15 protein-coding genes are annotated in these 20888 nt (G+C 46.9%); 4 read left to right on the top strand and 11 right to left on the bottom strand.

The window, feature by feature from the left end; genetic code table 11:
- Window positions 1-26: 26 nt before the first annotated feature.
- A complete protein-coding gene (locus tag ACED36_RS19185) occupies window positions 27-2474 on the top strand; it encodes a glycoside hydrolase family 2 protein (RefSeq protein ID WP_371733699.1) in 2448 nt (815 codons plus the stop codon).
- Window positions 2475-2549: 75 nt separating this feature from the next.
- Here the strand turns inward: ACED36_RS19185 and crr are convergent, their stop codons facing one another.
- The 5 genes from crr to cysZ all read right to left on the bottom strand — a co-directional run bounded on the left by crr (window position 2550) and on the right by cysZ (window position 7393).
- Window positions 2550-3059: a PTS glucose transporter subunit IIA gene (gene crr, locus ACED36_RS19190; RefSeq protein ID WP_016960077.1), complete on the bottom strand. Its 510-nt coding sequence runs from the start codon at window positions 3057-3059 to the stop codon at window positions 2550-2552.
- Between the two features lie 42 nt (window positions 3060-3101).
- A complete protein-coding gene (gene ptsI, locus ACED36_RS19195; RefSeq protein WP_371733700.1) occupies window positions 3102-4829 on the bottom strand; it encodes a phosphoenolpyruvate-protein phosphotransferase PtsI in 1728 nt (575 codons plus the stop codon).
- A gap of 56 nt (window positions 4830-4885) precedes the next feature.
- Window positions 4886-5143, bottom strand: a complete 258-nt coding sequence (locus ACED36_RS19200) for an HPr family phosphocarrier protein (RefSeq protein WP_016960079.1) — start codon at window positions 5141-5143, stop codon at window positions 4886-4888.
- A 317-nt stretch (window positions 5144-5460) separates the two neighbouring features.
- On the bottom strand, window positions 5461-6429 hold the full coding sequence (gene cysK, locus ACED36_RS19205) for a cysteine synthase A (protein WP_016960080.1): 969 nt from the start codon (window positions 6427-6429) through the stop codon (window positions 5461-5463).
- Between the two features lie 202 nt (window positions 6430-6631).
- The gene (cysZ, locus tag ACED36_RS19210) at window positions 6632-7393 is read right to left on the bottom strand and encodes a sulfate transporter CysZ (protein WP_016960081.1); all 762 of its coding nucleotides are present in this window, start codon (window positions 7391-7393) and stop codon (window positions 6632-6634) included.
- Window positions 7394-7659: 266 nt separating this feature from the next.
- On the opposite strand from cysZ, the gene zipA reads away from it, so the two are divergent.
- Complete coding sequence (gene zipA / locus ACED36_RS19215) at window positions 7660-8661, top strand: cell division protein ZipA (RefSeq protein WP_371733701.1); 1002 nt, start codon at window positions 7660-7662, stop codon at window positions 8659-8661.
- An 84-nt stretch (window positions 8662-8745) separates the two neighbouring features.
- Here zipA and ACED36_RS19220 read toward each other — a convergent pair whose 3' ends face one another.
- The 6 genes from ACED36_RS19220 to ACED36_RS19245 all read right to left on the bottom strand — a co-directional run bounded on the left by ACED36_RS19220 (window position 8746) and on the right by ACED36_RS19245 (window position 16920).
- On the bottom strand, window positions 8746-10314 hold the full coding sequence (locus tag ACED36_RS19220; RefSeq protein WP_016960083.1) for a lytic polysaccharide monooxygenase: 1569 nt from the start codon (window positions 10312-10314) through the stop codon (window positions 8746-8748).
- Window positions 10315-10612: 298 nt separating this feature from the next.
- The gene (locus tag ACED36_RS19225) at window positions 10613-11182 is read right to left on the bottom strand and encodes a protein disulfide oxidoreductase (protein WP_016960084.1); all 570 of its coding nucleotides are present in this window, start codon (window positions 11180-11182) and stop codon (window positions 10613-10615) included.
- Window positions 11175-13286 (bottom strand): protein-disulfide reductase DsbD family protein, encoded by a 2112-nt coding sequence (locus ACED36_RS19230; protein ID WP_371733702.1) that lies wholly within the window; start codon window positions 13284-13286, stop codon window positions 11175-11177. Before ACED36_RS19230 ends, ACED36_RS19225 begins: the two co-directional genes overlap by 8 nt.
- A 330-nt stretch (window positions 13287-13616) precedes the next feature.
- Window positions 13617-14513: a protein translocase subunit SecF gene (gene secF / locus ACED36_RS19235; protein ID WP_371733703.1), complete on the bottom strand. Its 897-nt coding sequence runs from the start codon at window positions 14511-14513 to the stop codon at window positions 13617-13619.
- A 2-nt stretch (window positions 14514-14515) separates the two neighbouring features.
- On the bottom strand, window positions 14516-16330 hold the full coding sequence (gene secD, locus ACED36_RS19240) for a protein translocase subunit SecD (RefSeq protein WP_371733704.1): 1815 nt from the start codon (window positions 16328-16330) through the stop codon (window positions 14516-14518).
- 128 nt (window positions 16331-16458) lie between these two features.
- A complete protein-coding gene (locus ACED36_RS19245) occupies window positions 16459-16920 on the bottom strand; it encodes a hypothetical protein (RefSeq protein WP_371733705.1) in 462 nt (153 codons plus the stop codon).
- 162 nt (window positions 16921-17082) lie between these two features.
- On the opposite strand from ACED36_RS19245, the gene ligA reads away from it, so the two are divergent.
- Together ligA and ACED36_RS19255 are read left to right on the top strand one after the other, a co-directional pair.
- On the top strand, window positions 17083-19095 hold the full coding sequence (gene ligA, locus ACED36_RS19250) for an NAD-dependent DNA ligase LigA (RefSeq protein ID WP_016960089.1): 2013 nt from the start codon (window positions 17083-17085) through the stop codon (window positions 19093-19095).
- 532 nt (window positions 19096-19627) lie between these two features.
- Window positions 19628-20797 carry a porin gene (locus ACED36_RS19255; protein ID WP_016960090.1) on the top strand — a complete coding sequence of 390 codons (1170 nt, stop codon included), beginning with the start codon at window positions 19628-19630 and terminating at the stop codon, window positions 20795-20797.
- The last annotated feature ends 91 nt before the right edge of the window (window positions 20798-20888 follow it).

Consider the following 20888-nt stretch of genomic DNA (forward strand, 5'->3'; position numbering starts at 1 on the left):
TCTATTTTTGCAATAGGAGAGATGCCATGTCGCAAATAACACTCGATGGTGAATGGACGCTTTCATCGCTGTCAGACCTTTCCATTTCAGTGCCTATTAAGATGCCGGGCGATGTTCATAGCGCCTTATTAGGGGCAGGCGTGATCCCCGATCCTTATCTCGGTTGCAATGAGACCGACATACAATGGGTTGGCGAGCACGACTGGCTGCTTGAAAAGCAGTTTGAGGTCGAAAGTACACTGCTCGAATCAAAAGAAGTCGATTTGATCCTCAGCATGGTCGATACCGTGGCAACCATCACCCTCAACGATGAAGTGGTGATGCTTTGTAGCAATATGTTCCGAAACTATCGCTGCAATGTACGCCCATTTTTGAATGCTGGTATCAACACACTTCGCATTACGCTAAAACGCGCCGACCTAGAAGCCAAAGCCAGAGCCGAGCGCTTGCCGTTTCCAGTACCATGGGCTGAAGGCAACAACCAAATCCCGCACATGAATACGCTGCGAAAAATGCAATGCCACAGCGGATGGGATTGGGGAATTTGCCTCATGGCAAGCGGGGTGTATGAGAGCATTCGCTTACAGCCCATCTCTAATGTGCGCTTAAACAGCGTGAGAACCTCACAGCAATGGCACAGTGACGGAAGCTGCGAAGTGATTGTTACGCTCGCCTCAGAGCGATTGACGCCTGATTCTGATGCTATCGCTGAGTGTGTGTTGGAAACACCGAACGGTGAGCGGATCAGTCACGCGATCGCGCTTGATAGCGACAAGCTTGAATGCCGCTTTATGATTTCTCAACCTGATCGCTGGTGGCCCGCAGGTTACGGTGAGCAGCCGCTGTATTCACTCACAGTAATCGTCGACGGACAGCGTGTTGAAAAGCGACTTGGTTTGAGGGAGTTACACCTCGATACGCAAGAAGATGATGCCGGCTCAGCGATGACATTTGTTGTTAATGGCAAACCTATTATGGCAAAGGGCGCAAACTGGATACCGCTTGATGCTATGCCCGGCAAACAAACACCGGAGCGCTACCGCCAATTACTGGAAGATGCGAAAGCCGCGAACATGAACATGATCCGTGTCTGGGGCGGTGGTATGTATGAACGTGGTGTGTTCTATCGCCTCTGTGATGAACTCGGTTTACTGGTATGGCAAGATTTGATGTTTGCTTGCGCGCTATATCCGTCAACGCCAGCGTTTCTAAAAGACGTTTCACAGGAAGTACAAGAGCAAGTCAGGCGTCTCAGCGATCACCCCTCGTTGGCATTATGGTGTGGTGACAATGAAGTTATCGGTGCGATTGGCTGGTATCCCGAATCTCGTGAGAATCGAGAAAAATACGTGGTGAATTATGATCGTTTAAACCGCGTATTGCAGGAAGTGGTAGAGCGAGAAGATCCAACGCGTCGTTTTTGGGCGAGCTCACCGTGTAATGGTGAACTCGACTTTGGCGACGCATGGCATGACGATAACAAAGGCGACATGCATTTTTGGGATGTTTGGCATTCCGGTAAGTCGTTTGATGCTTACCAAAAAGTGAAACCGCGTTTTTGCAGTGAGTTTGGTTACCAGTCATGGCCGTCATTACCTACGGTAAAGACCTTTGCGGCGGAAGATGAGTGGAACGTCACCTCCCCAACCTTTGAACAACATCAAAAAAATGGGCGAGGAAACAGCATCATCACCGAGATGTTTACCCGCTATTTCCGATTCCCGAAAGACTTCGCGCAAATGCTGTATCTCAGTCAAGTTCAACAGGCACTGGCAATCAAAACTGCCAGTGAATATTGGCGTGCAAATAAACCTTTGTGCCGCGGCATATTGTACTGGCAACTCAACGATTGTTGGCCGGTGAGCTCATGGTCGAGTATTGAATACAATGGTCGATGGAAGCAACTTCACTACCATGCAAAACGCTTTTTTGCACCGCAGCTTGCAGTGTTTGTTGAAGAAGAGAATACGTTAAGTTTACGTTTCATCAATGATGAACACCGACGTGTAGCGGCTACAGGGCAAGTTACATGGTATGACTGGCATGGCGAAGTGATTGATACTTGGCCATTTGAGACCAAACTGTCAGAAGATGATAACCAGCTGGTTTGGCATTGTGATCTGGATATTATCAATGAGCGCAAGCATCAGGGTTTTTTCTACGTTGTGATGGATTGTGAGGGGAAAACCGCAACCAATGTTTGGTTTGATGATGCGTACAAACGTCTACCATTGCGCAAGTCAGATATCTGTACAGAAGTGAAAACGCATGCCGATGGGCGAATTGTCGTTACCTTGTCGAGCAGTGTACCAGCATTCTTTGTGCATCCAGAGTTTAGCGGGGAAGGGCGGTTTAGCGATGCCAGTTTCACCTTAATGCCTTGTTCTCCGGTCACTGTCGAGTACATTGGCAATGCCACAGCTGATCAGCTAGAAGCGGGATTGACGGTTTATCAATTGGCGGGAACCTATTGATAGAAAAAGGCAGAATGTAACAGAAATAAAAAAGCGCAGCCCAAGGGCTGCGCTTTTTCTTACACACAAAGAATATTACTTCTTAATGCGCAGTACTGGAGTTTGACCAACAACAACAGAACCAGAAAGCTTGTTCAGCTCTTTGATCTCGTCCATGTTAGAAATAACAACAGGAGTCAGGGTCGATTTCGCTTTTTCTTCTAGCATAGCCAGATCGAATTCGATGATCGTGTCACCCGCTTTAACTTCTTGGCCTTCTTCAGCGATACGCTTGAAGCCTTCACCTTTCAGCTCAACAGTGTCGATACCGAAGTGAACGAACATCTCGATGCCGTCTTCAGATTCGATAGAGAAAGCGTGGTTGGTTTCGAAAATCTTACCAATGGTACCGTTAACTGGTGCAACCATTTTGTCGCCAGTTGGTTTGATTGCGATACCGTCACCAACGATTTTCTCAGCGAAAACAACATCTGGCACATCTTCGATGTTTACGATTTCACCAGAAAGTGGTGCGATGATTTCAATGACACCAGCATCGCTGCTGTCGTCAGAAACCAGCTTCTTCAGTTTGTCAAACAGACCCATAGTGTATGCTCCTAAGCGTTATCAATACTTTGCTGCCGTATTCTAGCAGACAGTTTTCTCAGCAATGAATTTATCTACATGCGCAGTGATTTCATCTGCGGTAGGCATCGCCAGTGCTTCTTCTGCCATCGCTTTAACATCAGCAAAGTTAGCATTGCGGATAATTTTCTTGATGCGTGGAATGGAAATACCACTCATGCTGAATTCATCCAGACCCATACCCATCAGCAGCAGAGTTGCACGCTCGTCACCTGCAAGCTCACCACACATGCCAGTCCATTTCCCTTCTTTGTGAGAAGCGTCAATGACTTGCTTGATAACGGTCAGCACTGCTGGAGACAGTGGGTTGTATAGGTGCGAGATCATCTCATTACCACGGTCAACCGCAAGAGTATACTGGGTTAAGTCGTTTGTACCAATGCTAAAGAATTCGACTTCTTTTGCTAGGTGGTGAGCAATCGCGGCAGCCGCTGGCGTTTCAACCATTACACCGATTTCGATGTTCTCGTCAAACGCTAGGCCTTCAGCACGTAGTTCTGTTTTGTATTCCTCGATGGCTTTTTTCAGCTCACGGATTTCTTCTACTGAGATGATCATTGGGAACATCACACGAAGTTTACCGTGGGCAGAAGCACGCAAAATTGCACGCAGTTGATCGCGTAGAATGTCACGACGATCAAGACTGATGCGAATTGCACGCCAACCCAGGAATGGGTTCATTTCTTTTGGCAGATCCATGTATGGCAGATCTTTGTCACCACCAATATCCATAGTACGGATAATGATTGGGTGACCTTGCATTGCCAATGCAACATCTTTGTACGCTTTGTACTGCTCTTCTTCAGTAGGCAGTGCGTCACGATCCATGAACAGGAATTCGGTACGGTATAGACCAACACCTTCACCGCCGTTACGGTTGATGCCGTCACAGTCTTTAACAGTACCGATGTTGCCGCAAACTTCTACCTGATGACCATCAAGAGTAATTGCTGGCAAATCTTTCAGTTTTGCCAGTTCTTCTTTCTCAGCAATAAATTCATCACGGATCGCTTTGAATTTGTTCAGCTCTTCTTCGCTAGGGTTGATGACAATCTTGTTGTTGATTGCATCAAGTACCAGCATATCGCCATTGTTCACACGCTTAGTGATGTCGTTGGTGCCAACGATCGCAGGCAGTTCCAAAGAACGCGCCATGATAGAGGTGTGTGAAGTACGGCCGCCGATGTCGGTAATGAAACCTAGAACGTAGTCGAGATTGATTTGCGCAGTTTCAGAAGGAGTTAGGTCGTTAGCAACCAGAATCACTTCTTCATTGATAGCGCTCAAAGACACGATGTTGATACCTAGTGCGTTCTTGATGAAACGTGAGCCAATGTCACGGACGTCAGTAGCACGTTCTTTTAGGTATTCGTCATCCAGAGATTCAAGCGTTGTTGCTTGTTCTTCGATAACGCTGTAAATCGCGTATTCAACAGATGCTTTGTTGTCTTTAATGAAAGCTATGATTTCTTCTTCTAGCTCTTCATCTTCAAGCAGCATGATGTGACCTTCAAAGATCGCTTCTTTCTCTTCACCGAAAGTTACGCGAGCTTTTTCTTTAATCACTTCGAGTTGCTGTTTGGTTTTTTCGCGCGCTTCGAATAGGCGCTCGACTTGCGCGTCTAGCTGGTTAGCTGGAAGCGGATTTTTGTTGATGACGATGTCATCTTCTTGAAGTAGCAGCGCTTTGCCAAAAGCAATACCAGGAGATGCCAGGATACCTGAAATCATAGCCTTACCCTACATTTGATCAATGGAAATAACTAATGGATAGAAAAAGAGCCGGATTATTCCAGCTCGTCCATCAGCTTAACTAGGTGATCAACTGCTTCTTGAGCTTGTGCACCTTCAGCTTTGATAGTAACCACAGTACCCTTGGTCAGACCCAGAGTTTGCAGTTTGAACAGGCTAGTCGCACTAGCTTCTTTACCACTAGATTCCACAGTGATTTTTGCTTCAAAGCTTTTTGCTTCTTTAACAAACTGAGCAGCAGGACGAGTGTGCAGACCGTTTTCAGCAGTGATTTCTACTTGCTTTTGATACATGTTTTACCCCGATACATTATTTATTTAGGTTTATGTATTAAATCTGTGGATAGCTTAAACTGAATGACCAGTTTTGGCTATCGATGGACGTTAAACTAACCAAGATTTGAGTGCCCTAGCTTAATCCAAGTCAATTTTTTGTGACATTTTCCTCCAAATCGACATATGGCTCATCATCGAGGCGGGGATTAATTTCGAGCTGGAAAATAAAGGGCGGGGAATTTTTACTAGAGCAGACTGGAAAAATCAAATAAAAAAGCCCAAACAGGGCTTTTTTGTTGTCAATCATGCGATTGTATCTGAGCTGAGAAAGCCTGTTACTGTTGGTTTTCTAGGTCAGTAAAGATGCCTGCAAACAGTGCAGTACTTAGATAACGCTCACCAGAACTTGGGAGAATGGTAACGATGGTTTTGTCGGCAAATTCAGGCAATGCGGCAATTTTGTTAGCAGCCACAACAGCAGCACCTGATGAAATACCAGCCAGAATGCCTTCTTCTTCCATCAAGCGACGCGCCATTTCAATCGATTCTTCAGAAGTCACCAGTACGGTTTTGTCTACCAGCGACAAATCCAAGTTGCCTGGCACGAAACCCGCGCCGATACCTTGAATCTTGTGCGGGGCCGGTTGCACATCGTCACCGTTAACGGTTTGAGTAATGACGGGTGATTCTGCTGGCTCGACGGCAACGGTAGTAATCGCTTTGCCTTTGGTGTTTTTGATGTAACGGCTAACACCGGTCAGTGTTCCACCCGTACCTACACCTGCAACAAACACATCGATTTCGCCATCAGTATCTTCCCAGATTTCTGGACCTGTGGTTTTCTCGTGGATTTCTGGGTTTGCTGGGTTGTTGAACTGTTGTAGCAACAGATATTTACTTGGGTCTGATGCAACGATTTCTTCTGCTTTTGCAATTGCGCCCTTCATGCCTTTTGCAGCTTCGGTCAAAACAAGGTTTGCACCCAGAGCTTTAAGAAGCTTACGACGCTCAAGGCTCATTGACTCAGGCATGGTTAAGGTTAGCTTGTAACCGCGAGCTGCAGCAACGTATGCCAGCGCGATACCTGTGTTACCACTGGTTGGTTCAACCAATTCAACGCCAGGTTTTAGTTTGCCGGTTTTTTCTGCATCCCAAATCATGTTGGCACCGATACGGCATTTCACGCTGAAGCTAGGGTTACGCGCTTCAATTTTCACCAACACTTTTCCATTCGATACGCGGTTTAGGCGCACAAGAGGGGTGTTGCCAATGGTGGTTGTATTGTCTTCGTAAATCTTACCCATCTTCTTCGTTCCTTCGGTTTGTAAGGGAGTACGACTAAGAGAATAACTTTCTTTCGAAAATTGCAAAGGAATCGTTAGTTATATCTTATTGTTATCGATTTGGTTTCAGATGAAGTTCTCAAATTTAGCGTGAGCAATAGCGAAAGCTTCTGTTGCCGTCATGCATTCCGCTCTCCGGCAACAGCGCTTGTAAAGCAACGGTTTAGTAGCGGGCGAGATTATTGCGGTACTTATCCACCCACATGGCGGTTGCACCACAAACGGCGGCGGGCATGACAAACAAATTCAGAATGGGCGTCATGGTAAACACCATCACTAATGCGCCAAAGCTCATTGTTGCGCCTTTTTGTTCGCGTAATGTGGCCTTCATGTTGTGGAAAGAAACACGGTGATTATCGAACGGGTAGTCACAATACTGTATGCCCATCATCCATGCGCTAAACAAAAACCACAGCACAGGACCCAATGTTTGACCGATGACAGGGATCCACATCAGCAAAAGTAAACCGAGTGCTTTTGGTAGGTAGTACCAAAGCTTCTGCCATTCGCGTTTAAATACGCGAGGAAGATCTTTAATAATGTCGGCAATACCGTCATCGGGTGGACGTTTTCCGGTGAGTTTTGCTTCTAAATGCTCCGCGAGTAACCCATTAAATGGCGCAGCAATCCAGTTGGCGACCGTGCTAAAAAAGTAGGAGCAGATGACAAGGATGGCGATGGCAAGTAGCGGCCATAGTAAATAAGACAGCCAGTTCAACATGTCAGGTAGGAATGCCAGCCAGCCATTGATCCAGTCGCTCAGTTGTGACAATACAACGCCAATCAGTGCACCCATTAGTAGCAGATTTACTATCAACGGAATAACAACGAAGCGACGGATACCTGGCGTAAATGCCAGCGAAAAGCCGCGCAGAAAATAACTCGCGCCAGAAGCGGGTTGTTTAGCTAATTGGTTAGGTGTCATAGTCTCTCCTCGATTTTGCTCGCTCAATGTTAACGGTTTCACGATGAGATTGGCAATTTACGAATGAGATGAATTTTTGGGTGAGCTGACTGTCAAAAGCTCGAAAGAACAGTGACTTTTTTAGTGTTCTCACGGTATGGACGTTAACTTTCATACGCTTTTTGGTACAGTAGTCAGCAAAATGTATGTGCGACATTGCCAAAGGTTGTACCAAGGTGTTAGATAGGTACGCCATTCGTCGTTAATTGGATAGATGCTGAGATTAAATGATGCAGGAATTGCGCCTTGTTTTAATCATTTTGGGAGCTGTAGCTATTGCAGCATTGTTGTTGCATGGACTATGGACCAGTAGAAAAGAAAAACCTGCTAAGTTCGGTGAGAAGCCTATTGGCAAGTTGACCGATCCTGCTGATGCTGGATTTGATCAGGATGGTATTGGTTCCGTCCGCGTTATTAAAGCTGGCAATGAAGAGAAACCAAAAGCTGATCGTAAAGAGCCTGGTTTGAGTTTTGGTGATAAACCAGATGTTGATCCTCTGTTCGCTACTCATTCTGATGTGGGCTCTAGTGTTGAGAAAGAACACGAGATCGACTTGCCGACGTTTTCAGCGTCGGACACCGATGAGGCTGACTCTTCGACGGCAGAAATGACTGAACCTGTGAAAAAGTCGTCGCCCGTGGACTTTTATCAATCTGATGCAGATGATGAAGACGATGCCAATATCAACCATAGTGTTGAAGCGACAAAGGTTGAGTCAAAAGCAGAAGAAAGACCGCAGTCTGATGACGTGATTGAAGCTGTGGATGAAGAGCCTGCTGCTGCGCCAATTGATGAATCGCCAGAAGCGCCCCAACAGCAGGTGCTAATACTTAATGTTCAGGCGGGTACTAACCAAGAGTTTAATGGTGAAGAACTGATCAATTGCCTTGAGCAACATGGGATGATTTTTGGTGAGATGGAGATTTACCATCGCCATGCGGATCTCGCAGGAACGGGCCAAGTGCTGTTCAGTGCTGCCAATATGTTTAACCCGGGTAGTTTCCCGTTGGCAACGATTCACCAGTTTACGACGCCAGGTATTACGTTGTTTATGACGCTACCGTGTTATGGCGAAGCGGAGCAAAACTTCAAGCTGATGCTGCAAACGGCTCAACAAGTGGCTGATCAGCTTGGGGGGCTAGTGACCGATGATAAGCGCTCGATGATGACGCCTCAGCGTTTAGACAGTTACCGCGAGAAAATTAAGCAGTTTCATTCCCACGCTTAAACCTGACACCTAGGTGTAAACACAAAAACGCCCCAACACATCTGGGGCGTTTTGCTATCTACAGTTTGATTTGTCTGACTTAGATTAGTTTACTTCTGCCCAAGGGCCGCCATTGGATGGTAAGTCCCCTTTCGTCCACCACTTGGCTTTAAAGCTTTTTCCTTTAAATGTGACGAGATCACCGCCCGAATAAGCGAGGCTTTTGCTCCAATCTTGGCTTGCACCGCTTTCTGCTATCCAGGCTGATGATGCGCCTGGCTCTTCGCCTTTGTTCCACCATTGTGCTGTGTAGGTGATACCTAGGTGTAAAACACTGTCTCCTGCCACATAGACCTTGGCTAACGCCCAATCACTATCCCCGATAGGGCCTGAGCCTTTTACGTTTATGGTGATAACAGCTTGTGAGGTGGTTGTTCCATCTGAAGCGATCACTGTGATTTGATCCATGATATCAGTGGTGGTTTTTGGCGCTAGATAAGAAATGGTGGCTGTATTTCCATTACTTGTGAGCGTACCAGTGCTAGTTGTGAATGAGATCGCGTCATTTTCAGCATCAGTGGCAGATACCGAAACGCTGACTCGCTGTTCGCTATCAACATTGACTGCGCTTGGCGCATTGAGGGTCGGCGCGGTATTGGTGGCTGGTTTCTTTACTTCTAATTGGAAGCTCGCATTTTTGTCTTTCACGTAAACCAAGTTTCCGTAAAGATCTGCGCTATCCCATTTGACCGTCCCGTCTTCGGCTTGCTTACCAATTTGTGCAGAGGCTGATGCCGCGTTAACAGCTTCGGCAATTTGCGCTGCCCATACTGACTCAGCCGCGTTGCTTGTATCAATCGACAGTTTTTCAAATACCGTTTCTGAGCCATTTCCGTCAAACACACGGAACCAAACGGTATCTCCTGCTAAGGCGTCGTCCGTCGATTTTACGAAGCTGCCGATGCTGGACCACGTCGGTGCAACTACATCACCACCAAAGCTAATGTCGCTACAGTTATAGAAACCTTCACCTGCTGCATCATCACGTTGCCAGCGTGAATACAATACGGCGTTGCCTGAGCGGTCGGTCGGTAGCGTGACTTGCATTTGGTAGTACTTTGTATCGTTTATAACAACGACGGGAACATTGTCGAACTCTGCAATGAGTTCTAAATCTGTCCATGCTAGTGCATCTGCGGCTGGACTGTAGCCAGGGTTTGACAGGTAGATTTTCCAAAAACTCGGATTGTGTGGTGTGGAAGCGCGGTAGAGTAGGGTGAGTTTCCCGTTAGCTGCTGGATCAATGGGGGTGGTTTGCCATTCCGCTGAGGGAATGTCGATACCGGCTTTTTTAGCGTCAGCTGCTGCACACAATGTACCATCAGGAATAGCGGCTTCGACTGCACCTTGGCTGTTGAAATTGGATACGAGCTTGGCAAATTCAGGCTTTTGAACAAACGGATACCAGCCAGATTCCTGAAACGCAGTGCGACACGCGGCATTGGGAATCGTGGAGCCGCTTGTTGAATCCCAATAGCCACCATCACGGGCACACACTTCTTGACGTGCCGGCGGGTAATCCATGTATCCATGCGCAGATACTATCTGTGGAACCATCACTGATGACACCGCGGATGCAACGGCGACATAGGGTAAAAGTCGAGTTCGTGACATCTTATTTCCTCTTGTTGTTGGTTGTTTTTAGTATTTTTATGTTTGTGCACTAGAGGTTTTGTCATTTTTTTGGCGCTGTTCCATTGGTGTATTGCACAAATGGAGGGTCACTCGAAAAAGAAAATGCAGATTTTCAAAGGCATGAAAAAACGTGAAGCGATAAGGAAGCCAAATCACTAAATAGGGAAGGCGGATAAATCAGAGAAATACGCGAAGGTGCTTGAGCAGAAAAGAGATTTTTAACAAAGAAAGGGAAGCATGGCTTCCCTTTCTTTCGATTGTTTTTAGCGCGTGGATGTCAAGGTAACCAAAGGCGCGCTAACAAACCTGGCGGTGTGGTAATCCCCGTCGTGATGGATGTGATTTCCCCGTCTTTCACAATGACAATCGTAGGCGTCGATCGGATCCCCCATGCTTGGCCTAAGCGACCTTGCTCATCGTTGACCGTTTCAAAAGAGATATCATGACTGAGTAGGTAGCCAGCAACACGCTCACGGCTGCCTGATGTCATAGCAATAGGAACAACCTTGTAAGAATCAGACAGCCAATCTACTGTGGGTGTGACAAACTTGCACGCAGGGCACCACGTCGCCCAGAAATACAACACCACAGGTTCATCTTTGCTGGCAGTGGCAAGATCAAAGGTGTTACCGGATAAGGTTGTCAAAATGGTATGTGGGACATTGCCGTTTGGCATATCTCGGCTTTGCCACCAATCCAACGCAAATGTGATCACGATAAATAGCACGATGATTGTTGCGATTTCTTTTAGCCACCAGACGGGATTACGCCACTTACTTTTGGTCTTGCTGATTTGTAATTCTGTTTTTGGATCTTCTGGCAACGGTGATTGAGAGGGATCACTCATTCGTCTTTCCTTTCGCTAATTCAATCGCGTTTAAAACCACGTCGCTAGATAAAATGACGGGTAGTGGTATTCCTTGCGGTGCGCCGGGTCCATAAACAATGTTAAACGGTACGCCAAATCGGCCATATTTTTGTAAATACTGAGTGACAGATGGGCTGGCCACTGTCCAATTGCCTTGCATCGCGATCATGCCATCGCTGCCCAAGGTACTATAGACAGGGTCTTGCAGTAGAACACCGATTTTGTTGGCTTGACAGGTAATACACCAATCCGCAGTGACATCGATAAAAACCGTTTTTCCTTGTGCCACTTCTTTGGCGATTCGAGGTTCAGATAACCTTTCCCATGCAATATCAGCAGGTAATGGCGTTGCCCAGCGCGATGCCGTCAAGCTTGCTGCTACTAAGGAAACAGCGGAGGAAAGGATCCCAATGGCAACAATGATCGCGACGACTTTTTTGCCGTAAACAGACGACGTTCGCCGTAGCAACAACATGGCGCCTAACAAGACAAGCGAGACAACCCATCCCGATGATAAATGGTTTGCTAGTAGCGATAACAGCCATGTGGCAGTTGCTAGCATCATGAAACCAAAGACTATTTTTACCACTTTCATCCAGTGACCGGGTTTGGGTAACCGCTTGGCAACAGAAGGGAATAGGGCAACAAGTAGCCAAGGTAGTGCCATCCCAATAGCCAATGCAGTGAAAATCACAAAAAGCATGAGGGTGTTGGTGGTTAGTGCAAATGCAACGGCAGTACCGAGAAATGGCGCGGAGCATGGGGTTGCTAGAAGTGTGGCGAACATCCCTTGAATGAAATGACCTGCATAGGAATTGTTGCCTTTGCTTGCCATCCATGTGTTTACATTTGGCGGCAAGCGGATTTCAAACAGACCCAACATGTTGGCGGCAAACAACGCCGTGATCGTCACCATCAAGCCAATAAAAAGGGGGCTTTGGAATTGAACTCCCCAGCCAAAGGCGTGCCCAGTTAATTTCAGTACGCTAAGAAACGCTGCGATCAGCCAAAAGGAAAATAAAATACCTAATGCCGACGCGATAAATTGGCGTCTAATTTTCGTTTTCTCTAACCCTTGCGCGGTAACAACACCGCTGAGTTTTATGCCTAATACAGGCAACACACAAGGCATGATGTTAAGGATTAACCCGCCGAGCAGCGCGAAAAGAATCGCGGAGGATAATGACAAGGTTGTTGACGCAGTCACCATGCCACTTTTGGGGACACTACTCTGTTCTGCAAGGAAATTTTCATCAATAAAGGTCACATTGAGAGCGGTATGACTAAGGTTCGGTTTGCCCATCCAACTGCTGGCATCAAACGTTGCCTGAAGCGTATTGCCATTGACGACGACTTGAGGAACCGAGAAAAAAACATCTGCAACAGCCTGTGACTCACCATCAATCAACACGTCTGGCGATGTCCATCCCATCTTTTTTTGCGCAATGACTTCTAACCGCTGTGCGCCTTCATCCCATGTGGTTGAAAGGTGCTCAATCAAAGGAGATGGCTGTGGTACTTGGCTCATGCCTTGAGCATAGCGATGTAGGGCTTCAGGATTGATTTCCAACTCGGAAGGCGTGAAGGTCAAATTTGCTGGGTAGTCGGTCAGTACGCATATCGTTGTGCAAGATGAAAGGGTAAACGTGCCGTTGAAAAGCGTGGTTTGGTTGAAATCATCAAGGGTAAAAGTGAGTGGGATCACCACATTATGTTTGTAGCCCAGCGTATCAATACCTAATAAATCAAAACGTTCCGGTGCAGGCCAATGCCATTCAATGTTTTTGATGTTTTTTGACGCTTGCCAATTGAGACTCGGGGCGACACCGCCTTCACCGGGCGTTCGCCAATATGTTTTCCAATCACCCTCAAGCTGAATTTCTAAAAAACCATTTACCGTGCTGGAAGTGGGATCGGCAGCGCCTGTTATCACAACACGCGATGTCAATGGGGGATGATTAGCGTCAGTTAGCCAGCCCGTTGATGGGCTTTCTGATCTGGCTGGCGTAGCAATGAGCAGTGCGAGACAAAGGCTGCTAACTAGCATGAGTGAAAGTCGGTTAATGATTTTTGTTGGGTGCATCAATGATTCCTTGAGAATAAAACTAATCATCAACACGGTTGGCTAAATAACGCTGTTTGATGTGTTTACGATAAAGACACTTGGTACGACTCAATAGGCAAAGGTGAGTGCTCACTGCGCGTACATTTTATATTCGTCGCTTGTTCAGCTATGTGCTGAATGTAACGTACTATGAAGTGAGTTCGAAAGGACAAGTGCAGTTTGGTTCATCTTATTTTTGTAAAAACATCTAAATAGATGAATTCAAAGAGTGATAGAGAGCAGCCGGGTACAAAAATCAGGCCCGAGAGCCGGGCCTGATGAATGAGCAAATTTAGCTAAGTGAACGGCCTATGGCGCATCAGAGATAACGGCAGGCATATAGTGCTGCGGGTTTAGCTTGGTCATTTCAGGGATGATGGTTGCGATAGTCATGGTTGACCATGTGCCCGCAACGATACCAATGAACATGGTGATTGAGAAACCATACAAAGGCTCACCACCAAGCAGCCACAGAGAGCTGACAGAAATCAAGGTGGTTCCCGAAGTGATTAAGGTGCGAGACAGTGTGGATACGATCGCGCGGTTATTCAGTTCAGCAATGGGCAGAGTCACGTTGGCTTTTAGTAGTTCGCGTATCCTGTCCGAAATAATGATGGAGTCATTGAGCGAATAACCTAAAACTGCCAGCAATGCAGCAAGTACGGTGAGGTTGAACTCCATACCCGTGATGGAGAAGAAGCCTAGTAGCAAAACCACATCGTGGACAAGAGCTAACAGTGCCCCAGATGCCAATCGCCATTCAAAGCGCATGCTCAAGTAACCGAGGATCACGAGCAATGTAATCAGAACGGCCAAGCCACCTTGTTCAGCCAACTCTTGACCAACCTGCGGGCCAACTAAACTCACGTTAATCATTTCAACATGGTTAGAAAAACCCGTGAGTAGGGTTTTGATTTCAGGTTGATCGCTGAGTGTTTCGGGCGCGGCGTAGCGCAGTACCCACTCTCCGGGATCGCCTGCAGCAACCACAGAAACAGGTTGCTTCAGTGCCGCTTCAAGTTTGGATTGAATCTCTGTTGCAGTCAGTGATTGATCGATTTTTACTTCACTTATCATGCCGCCGGTGAAATCTAATCCGAAATTTAGGCCTTTGGTTGAAAGAAAGAAAATGGAAATCAGCATAAATACGCAGGAAAGTAAGCTGCCTGCATGGCGCCATTTGGTCATGTTTTTCATAGTAATCATGGTTAAATCCTCACTCCACGACGAGTATCTTTGCCCCAACATAGGTTAATTACTGCACGAGACGCGAAAATTCCCGTGAACATACTTGTGAGCAAGCCTAAGCCCAGTGTTAATGCAAACCCTTGAATCGGGCCATTACCGATTGCGTACAAAGTGGCGGCTGAAATTAAGGTTGTGATATTGGAGTCGAGAATGGTCCCAAAAGCACTGCTGAAACCTAAATCGATGGATTGGGCCAAGCTTCTTCCTTCGCGCATTTTTTCTTTTATTCGTTCAAAGATAAGCACGTTGGTATCGACGGCCATACCGATGGTGAGCACAAGACCTGCGATACCGGGAAGTGTTAACACTGCCCCTGGTAGTAAGGCGATCAAACCGAGCAACATGACCATATTGATGACCAAAGCAAGGTTTGCAACTAGCCCGAGTTTACGGTACCAAACGGCCATGAATAGCAAAGTTAAACCCATACCGAGTGCGAGTGCCGCAAAGCCGTTTTGGATATTCTCCGCACCTAAAGATGGGCCAATGGTGCGCTCTTCCACGATGGTAACAGGCGCTGTCAGTGAACCTGCACGGAGCAGCAGCGCGAGATCTTGTGCATCCGCCAAAGAGCCAACGCCAGTGATGCGAAAGCGATTCCCTAGTTGGGATTGAATGGTCGCTACGCTGATGATAGATGTGGTTTGTTCTGTTTTCCCTTCCGCATTGCGGCTGTATTCGCTGTAGGCGGTCGCCATTGGTTCGCCGATAGCATTGGCAGAGAAGTCAGACATTGTTTTACCGCCAGTGGCATCCAACGAAATGTTAACTTCTGGCATACCCATTTCACCCATGCTGCCGCGAGCATCGACTATGTGTTCGCCGGAAAGAACAGGTTTTCGATTGACGTAAACCGATTGTCCGTTGCTGTCTGGGAGTGCTATCGAACCGGGTTTAGCCTCACTCACCACTTCGTAAAATGCCAGGCTTGCGGTTGCACCAATGACATTTTTTGCCGATGCAGGGTCTTGCACACCGGGAAGTTCGATGCGGATACGATGTTCGCCTTGACGCTGTACCGCCGCTTCCGTAATGCCTAGCTCTTCGATTCGACTGCGCATGGTTTGCAGGTTTTGTTGAACCGTTAAGTTAGTCAGTGTTTGCTTCTCAGAGTCTTTTAGGTGCATGACGAGGGCATTATCGCCGCTGCCTTTTACATCCCATTGTGGATACTGTTCTCGAATATATTGACGAATGTCGCCGTCAGCGTTACCTGAAGGTGTGACGATGCGAAGTGAGTCATCTGCCGTGACCTGCACACGAACGCCGCGAATGCGCAGTTCTCGCGCTTCATCTCGCACTGAATCCGCAGCCTGATTGGCGTGAGCATGGAAGACTTGATCCATATCCACGTCCAGCAAGAATTGCACCCCACCGCGTAAATCCAGTCCAAGTTTTATCGGTTTAAATCCCATATCCAACAACCAACCTGGGGCGGCTGGTTCCATGGCGAGGGCTACTGTGTCGTCAGGGTTTGATGATTTTTCAAGTATGTTTTTGGCCGCATTTTGCTGCGCGACGTTATCCAATACAACCGTGGTTTTATTACCTGCTTGGTCGATGCGTTTAATCTCAATATCTTTGTTTGAGAGCGCCTTTTGGATGACAACTGCAGAAGGCGTTGTTCCTTTGTGAGAAATCAGAACGGCAGCATTTTCACCAAACCAAGAAGGTAAGGCACTGAATAGCATAATAATGAGTGTGGTGATGAGCACCACATACTTCCATGCTGGGTAATGGTTCAGCATGGTCGTTCGAGACGTTTTTGGTTTCATAGTCAAACTCTTGGCCACAATGAGGTGTGGCAAACTAGCGTCAATAATGGCGTCTTATTGGACCGAATGACGGTCTAAATTAAGACGTGTTTAATGGCTGAGTCTTTGCTCAGATATTTAGCGACGCGTCAGGCGGGAGATTGACTGATGAAACGATAGAGGAGGTTAGATTCTTTCCATCCCGCAACACGATACGAGGTGCTAGGTGGACTTCTTGTCCAGTCACGCCAATGGGTTAGCGAGACTCGATAATGAGGATGAAATGCAGATGGCAGTGCGCTGGTGAGGTCTATCACCAATTCATATTTGGGCTCAACATTGTTGATGCGATCTGGAAGCCAAGATCCAGTACGAAGTAACTGCGCCAAGTTAGGGGCAAGCGATTTGGCAGGTAAGCGATTTTCGCTATGCAGGGACGGTAGCGCGTCTTCGGATTGTGGATTTTCAACATCAAGGCTAACAGAGTGATCTGTTTGCACTGACGTGTAAGTATTGTTCGGAATAGAAAATGAGGACGTTGAAAAAACGACAAGCACCAGCGCAAGCAATACGCCCATGATACTGGATTGTTTCAACGTTGGGTTTCGCATAAGACCACTCATTTTAATGCTTGGCTGCATCATAATCCTGAGCTGCGATTGCAACAAGTGCTAATTGTCAGTCTGAAGTCATCTTGAGATATACTACTGCCCATTCTTATCCATCAACCACTCTGTCATGAGCGAGTGGTGACGATTGACTAGGCAGCATTGATGACCACGGATATCCAACAAAAACTGCAGGCGCTTAAAGCGCAGCTGAACTACCACGGCCACCTTTATTACGTCGAAGACAAGCCGGAACTCCCTGATGCGGAATATGACCGCATGATGCAAGAGTTATTGGCTATTGAAGCAGAGCACCCTGAATGGATGACGTCTGATTCACCAAGCCAACGTGTCGGCGGTAAACCTTTGAGTGCGTTTGTTCAGGTGCGTCATGAAATTCCCATGCTGTCACTTGATAATGCCTTCGACGATGAAGAACTCATGGCGTTTGAAAAGCGCATGAAAGACAGGCTAAGCAATGCGGCCGACTTCACCTTTAGCTGTGAACCAAAATTGGATGGCCTTGCTGTTAGTTTGATGTATGAAAACGGTGTGTTGCTTCAAGCTGCAACACGCGGTGACGGAAATACCGGTGAAAACATTACGCACAATGCACGAACCATCCGCAATGTTCCGCTTCAGTTGCAAGGTTCGGGTTGGCCTGCGCGTTTAGAAGTGCGCGGCGAAGTGTTCATGCTCAAAGATGGCTTCGATAAACTGAACGAGAAAAACCTAAAAAAAGGTGAAAAGGCCTTCGCCAATCCGCGAAACGCTGCAGCGGGCAGCCTTCGACAGCTTGACCCTAAAATCACAGCCACACGTCCACTTCGCTTTTATGCCTACTCCGTGGGCGTCATGTCTGAAGCATTTGGTGATTCACACATTGGCCGTTTAGAGCAGCTTCGCCAATGGGGTATTCCGCTAAGTCCTGAAGTGAAGAAAGTGGATGGACTGAATAATGTGATTGCTTACTATCAAGACATTATGACCCGCCGAAATGAACTGCCTTATGAAATCGACGGTGTGGTGATTAAAGTCGACAATATTGCGACTCAAGAACAACTGGGATTTGTTGCCCGTGCACCGCGTTGGGCGATTGCTTATAAATTCCCGGCTCAAGAAGAAATTACTACCTTGTTAGATGTGGAATTCCAAGTGGGAAGAACGGGAGCGATTACGCCTGTTGCCAAGCTTGAGCCAGTATTTGTTGGTGGTGTAACCGTATCAAACGCGACGCTCCATAACGCGGATGAAATTGCACGTCTTGGTGTGAGAATTGGCGATACTGTGATTATCCGTCGTGCTGGTGATGTTATCCCGCAAATTGTCAGTGTGGTTGAAAGCCGTCGTCCGGAAGGCGCCAAGGCGGTTGTATTCCCCTCTGAATGCCCTGTTTGCCAATCTCATGTAGAGCGCATCGAAGGCGAAGCCGTTGCCCGTTGCTCGGGTGGATTGATTTGCCGAGCCCAACGTAAAGAAGCGATTAAACATTTCTCATCGCGAAAGGCGATGGATGTTGATGGGCTGGGTGACAAAATCGTCGAGCAGTTGATAGACAAAGAGTTGATTCAAACACCTGCAGATCTCTTCAAATTGACGGCGGGGCAAGCCACCATGCTTGACCGTATGGGGCCCAAATCGGCTCAAAACCTGGTGGATGCATTAGCAGCTTCTAAAGAAACCACCTTGCCACGCTTTATCTATTCTTTGGGGATCCGCGAAGTGGGCGAAGCCACCGCGGCTAACTTAGCGAATCACTTCTTTAACCTTGAAACGATTCGCACTGCGACAGAAGAGCAGTTGATTCAAGTCCAAGACGTGGGTGCGATAGTCGCTAAGCATGTGGTGTCTTTCTTTACCGAACCGCACAACATCGACGTTATTGATGCCTTGTTGCAATGTGGCATTCATTGGCCTGACATTGAACAGCGCGATGAAAGTGCACCACAACCACTAGAAGGTAAGGTCGTTGTTCTTACAGGCACCTTGTCAAAACTGTCACGGAGTGATGCAAAAGCTGCACTTCAGGCGCTTGGCGCCAAAGTGACGGGCAGTGTGTCAGCGAAAACAGACTTGTTGATAGCAGGCGAAGCGGCAGGCTCTAAACTCACCAAAGCGCAAGAGTTGGGTATTGAGATTTTAGATGAAGAGGGGATGCTGAGACTCTTGTCACGCTAACTAACTTTGCGAACCCCATTTAAAACACCCGCCAAGTGCGGGTGTTTTTTTATGCCTCGAATTCAGGCCTTTTGCGAGCGACTTCAGATAATTCTCTTGTCGAATTTATGGTAAGAAAAAGCTTCTTGAACGAAACATCAATAGCATTATTGAGTGTGTGATAACGATCTCATTACACTTAATTCCCCCAAGTTAGGCGTGGGAATTTACCTGTAACATCATGAAAAATATGAATTTATATTTTTATTTTTAGTGTTTTATATAAATGCGAGATCTAGATCACGAAGATGCAGGGAACTTTGCACCCAGTCATATTTTTTTAATAACAAATAAAGTTCTCATTGATGTTTTTTTACAGGTAAGTAGTCTGGGACACATCGGTTGAGGGAGAGTTCAATCGGTGGTGTAAATATCTAAATCGATGATAAACGTGTCGTTTTAGTCAATCGAATAAACGGCTCATTGCTTTCGGCGGCCAACCTTTAAAGCAATGAACTGGAATTTTGAAACATCCCTTTAGGAGTTATTTTCCATGGAAAAAATGTTTAAGCGTTCAATCGTAGCGACTGCAGTAACTGCTGCAGCACTTGCGTCTACTGTAGCGATGGCTAAGCCTGCTACAGAAACTGTTGATTTATACGGTCAAGTTGCTGTCTCTATGTGGCAGTACGGCGAGCATGCTATCGGTGGCGGTGACCAGCCAATTACTTTTGAAAATGAATCACGTTTTGGTCTTCGTGGCAGCGCTGATTTAGAGCGTGCTCCTAAGTTCATTTGGCAGTTGGAAGGCGGTAACGTCGGTGATGCTGGCGCTGGTAGCGGTTTAGGTGTTCGTGACACATTTGCAGGTTTTGAATTCGAAGACGGCGGTAAAGTCCGCGTAGGTCGTATGCTGACTCCTCTTTATCAAATGATTGACTGGCCTTACTCTGGTCAACGTGCTGGTGCAATCTTTGACTGGGGCGGTGATGTTCTTGGCGGTGCTCGCTATGATCGTCAATCAAACATGGTTCGCTATGATTCTGCAAAAATGGGCGGTCTAAACTTCTCTGTTGCTGCTGGTCGTGGTACGGAAAGCGATGATGGTTCTAACTTCTATGGCCTAAGCGCATCTTACAACGTGGGCGTTGTTACTTTCCATGCGGGTTATGAGTCAGGTTCTGACCGTTCCGTATCTGCTCTGGATTCTTTTTACAATAGCTACTTGCAACAGCAACCTGGTTTCTCAACAGGTATTGATGCAGTGAAGTCTATCGAAGGTAGCACTAAGTCTGATACGAATGCAGCACTTTTGGGCTTTGAAGCTTATTTCGACAATGGCTTTGGTGTTTATGCTGCATACAAGATGGAATCAGCTGACTATGATGACGCTACAGCAACCGTCACGCCAGAATCTGGCTCTGCAGAAACTATTAATTTAGTTGGCGCTTCAATCGAGCAAGACAGCATCTCTGTTGGTGTTGTATACGGTGGCGTTGAAAACTGGCAGTTCAAAGCAAACTATGCGGCGAACTTTGATGCTGACGTAACTAACGAAGGTTCTAGCTTCAACGCAAATGGTACTGAAGACAGCATCTTCTCTCTACAAGCTCTGTACTTCCTTGACCCAGCAGCGATTGTGTATGCTCGTCCATACGTAATCTCTAAAGACGATTCTGACCACGAGTTTGGTTACGGTCTAGGTCTTGAATACTACTTCTAATCCAAGTAGTCAGATAATATAAAAAATAGCCCGGCTTTTGAAGTGACCCCGTAAAGTTGGACATTTCTGTTAAGCGGCTTTCAAGGCCTGA

Origin of the sequence: Enterovibrio sp. FF113, assembly GCF_041439165.1 — a bacterium.
Lineage (GTDB): Bacteria > Pseudomonadota > Gammaproteobacteria > Enterobacterales > Vibrionaceae > Enterovibrio > Enterovibrio norvegicus_A.

Excerpts from the sequence above, each read along its gene's own strand:
- zipA (WP_371733701.1), top strand. The coding sequence starts at position 7,660 with ATGATGCAGGAATTGCGCCTTGTTTTAATCATTTTGGGAGCTGTAGCT.
- ACED36_RS19245 (WP_371733705.1), bottom strand. The coding sequence starts at position 16,920 with ATGCGAAACCCAACGTTGAAACAATCCAGTATCATGGGCGTATTGCTT.
- ACED36_RS19185 (WP_371733699.1), top strand. The coding sequence starts at position 27 with ATGTCGCAAATAACACTCGATGGTGAATGGACGCTTTCATCGCTGTCA.
- ligA (WP_016960089.1), top strand. The coding sequence starts at position 17,083 with ATGACCACGGATATCCAACAAAAACTGCAGGCGCTTAAAGCGCAGCTG.
- ptsI (WP_371733700.1), bottom strand. The coding sequence starts at position 4,829 with ATGATTTCAGGTATCCTGGCATCTCCTGGTATTGCTTTTGGCAAAGCG.
- cysK (WP_016960080.1), bottom strand. The coding sequence starts at position 6,429 with ATGGGTAAGATTTACGAAGACAATACAACCACCATTGGCAACACCCCT.
- ACED36_RS19200 (WP_016960079.1), bottom strand. The coding sequence starts at position 5,143 with ATGTATCAAAAGCAAGTAGAAATCACTGCTGAAAACGGTCTGCACACT.
- ACED36_RS19255 (WP_016960090.1), top strand. The coding sequence starts at position 19,628 with ATGGAAAAAATGTTTAAGCGTTCAATCGTAGCGACTGCAGTAACTGCT.
- ACED36_RS19220 (WP_016960083.1), bottom strand. The coding sequence starts at position 10,314 with ATGTCACGAACTCGACTTTTACCCTATGTCGCCGTTGCATCCGCGGTG.
- secF (WP_371733703.1), bottom strand. The coding sequence starts at position 14,513 with ATGATTACTATGAAAAACATGACCAAATGGCGCCATGCAGGCAGCTTA.
- cysZ (WP_016960081.1), bottom strand. The coding sequence starts at position 7,393 with ATGACACCTAACCAATTAGCTAAACAACCCGCTTCTGGCGCGAGTTAT.
- secD (WP_371733704.1), bottom strand. The coding sequence starts at position 16,330 with ATGAAACCAAAAACGTCTCGAACGACCATGCTGAACCATTACCCAGCA.
- crr (WP_016960077.1), bottom strand. The coding sequence starts at position 3,059 with ATGGGTCTGTTTGACAAACTGAAGAAGCTGGTTTCTGACGACAGCAGC.
- ACED36_RS19225 (WP_016960084.1), bottom strand. The coding sequence starts at position 11,182 with ATGAGTGATCCCTCTCAATCACCGTTGCCAGAAGATCCAAAAACAGAA.
- ACED36_RS19230 (WP_371733702.1), bottom strand. The coding sequence starts at position 13,286 with ATGCACCCAACAAAAATCATTAACCGACTTTCACTCATGCTAGTTAGC.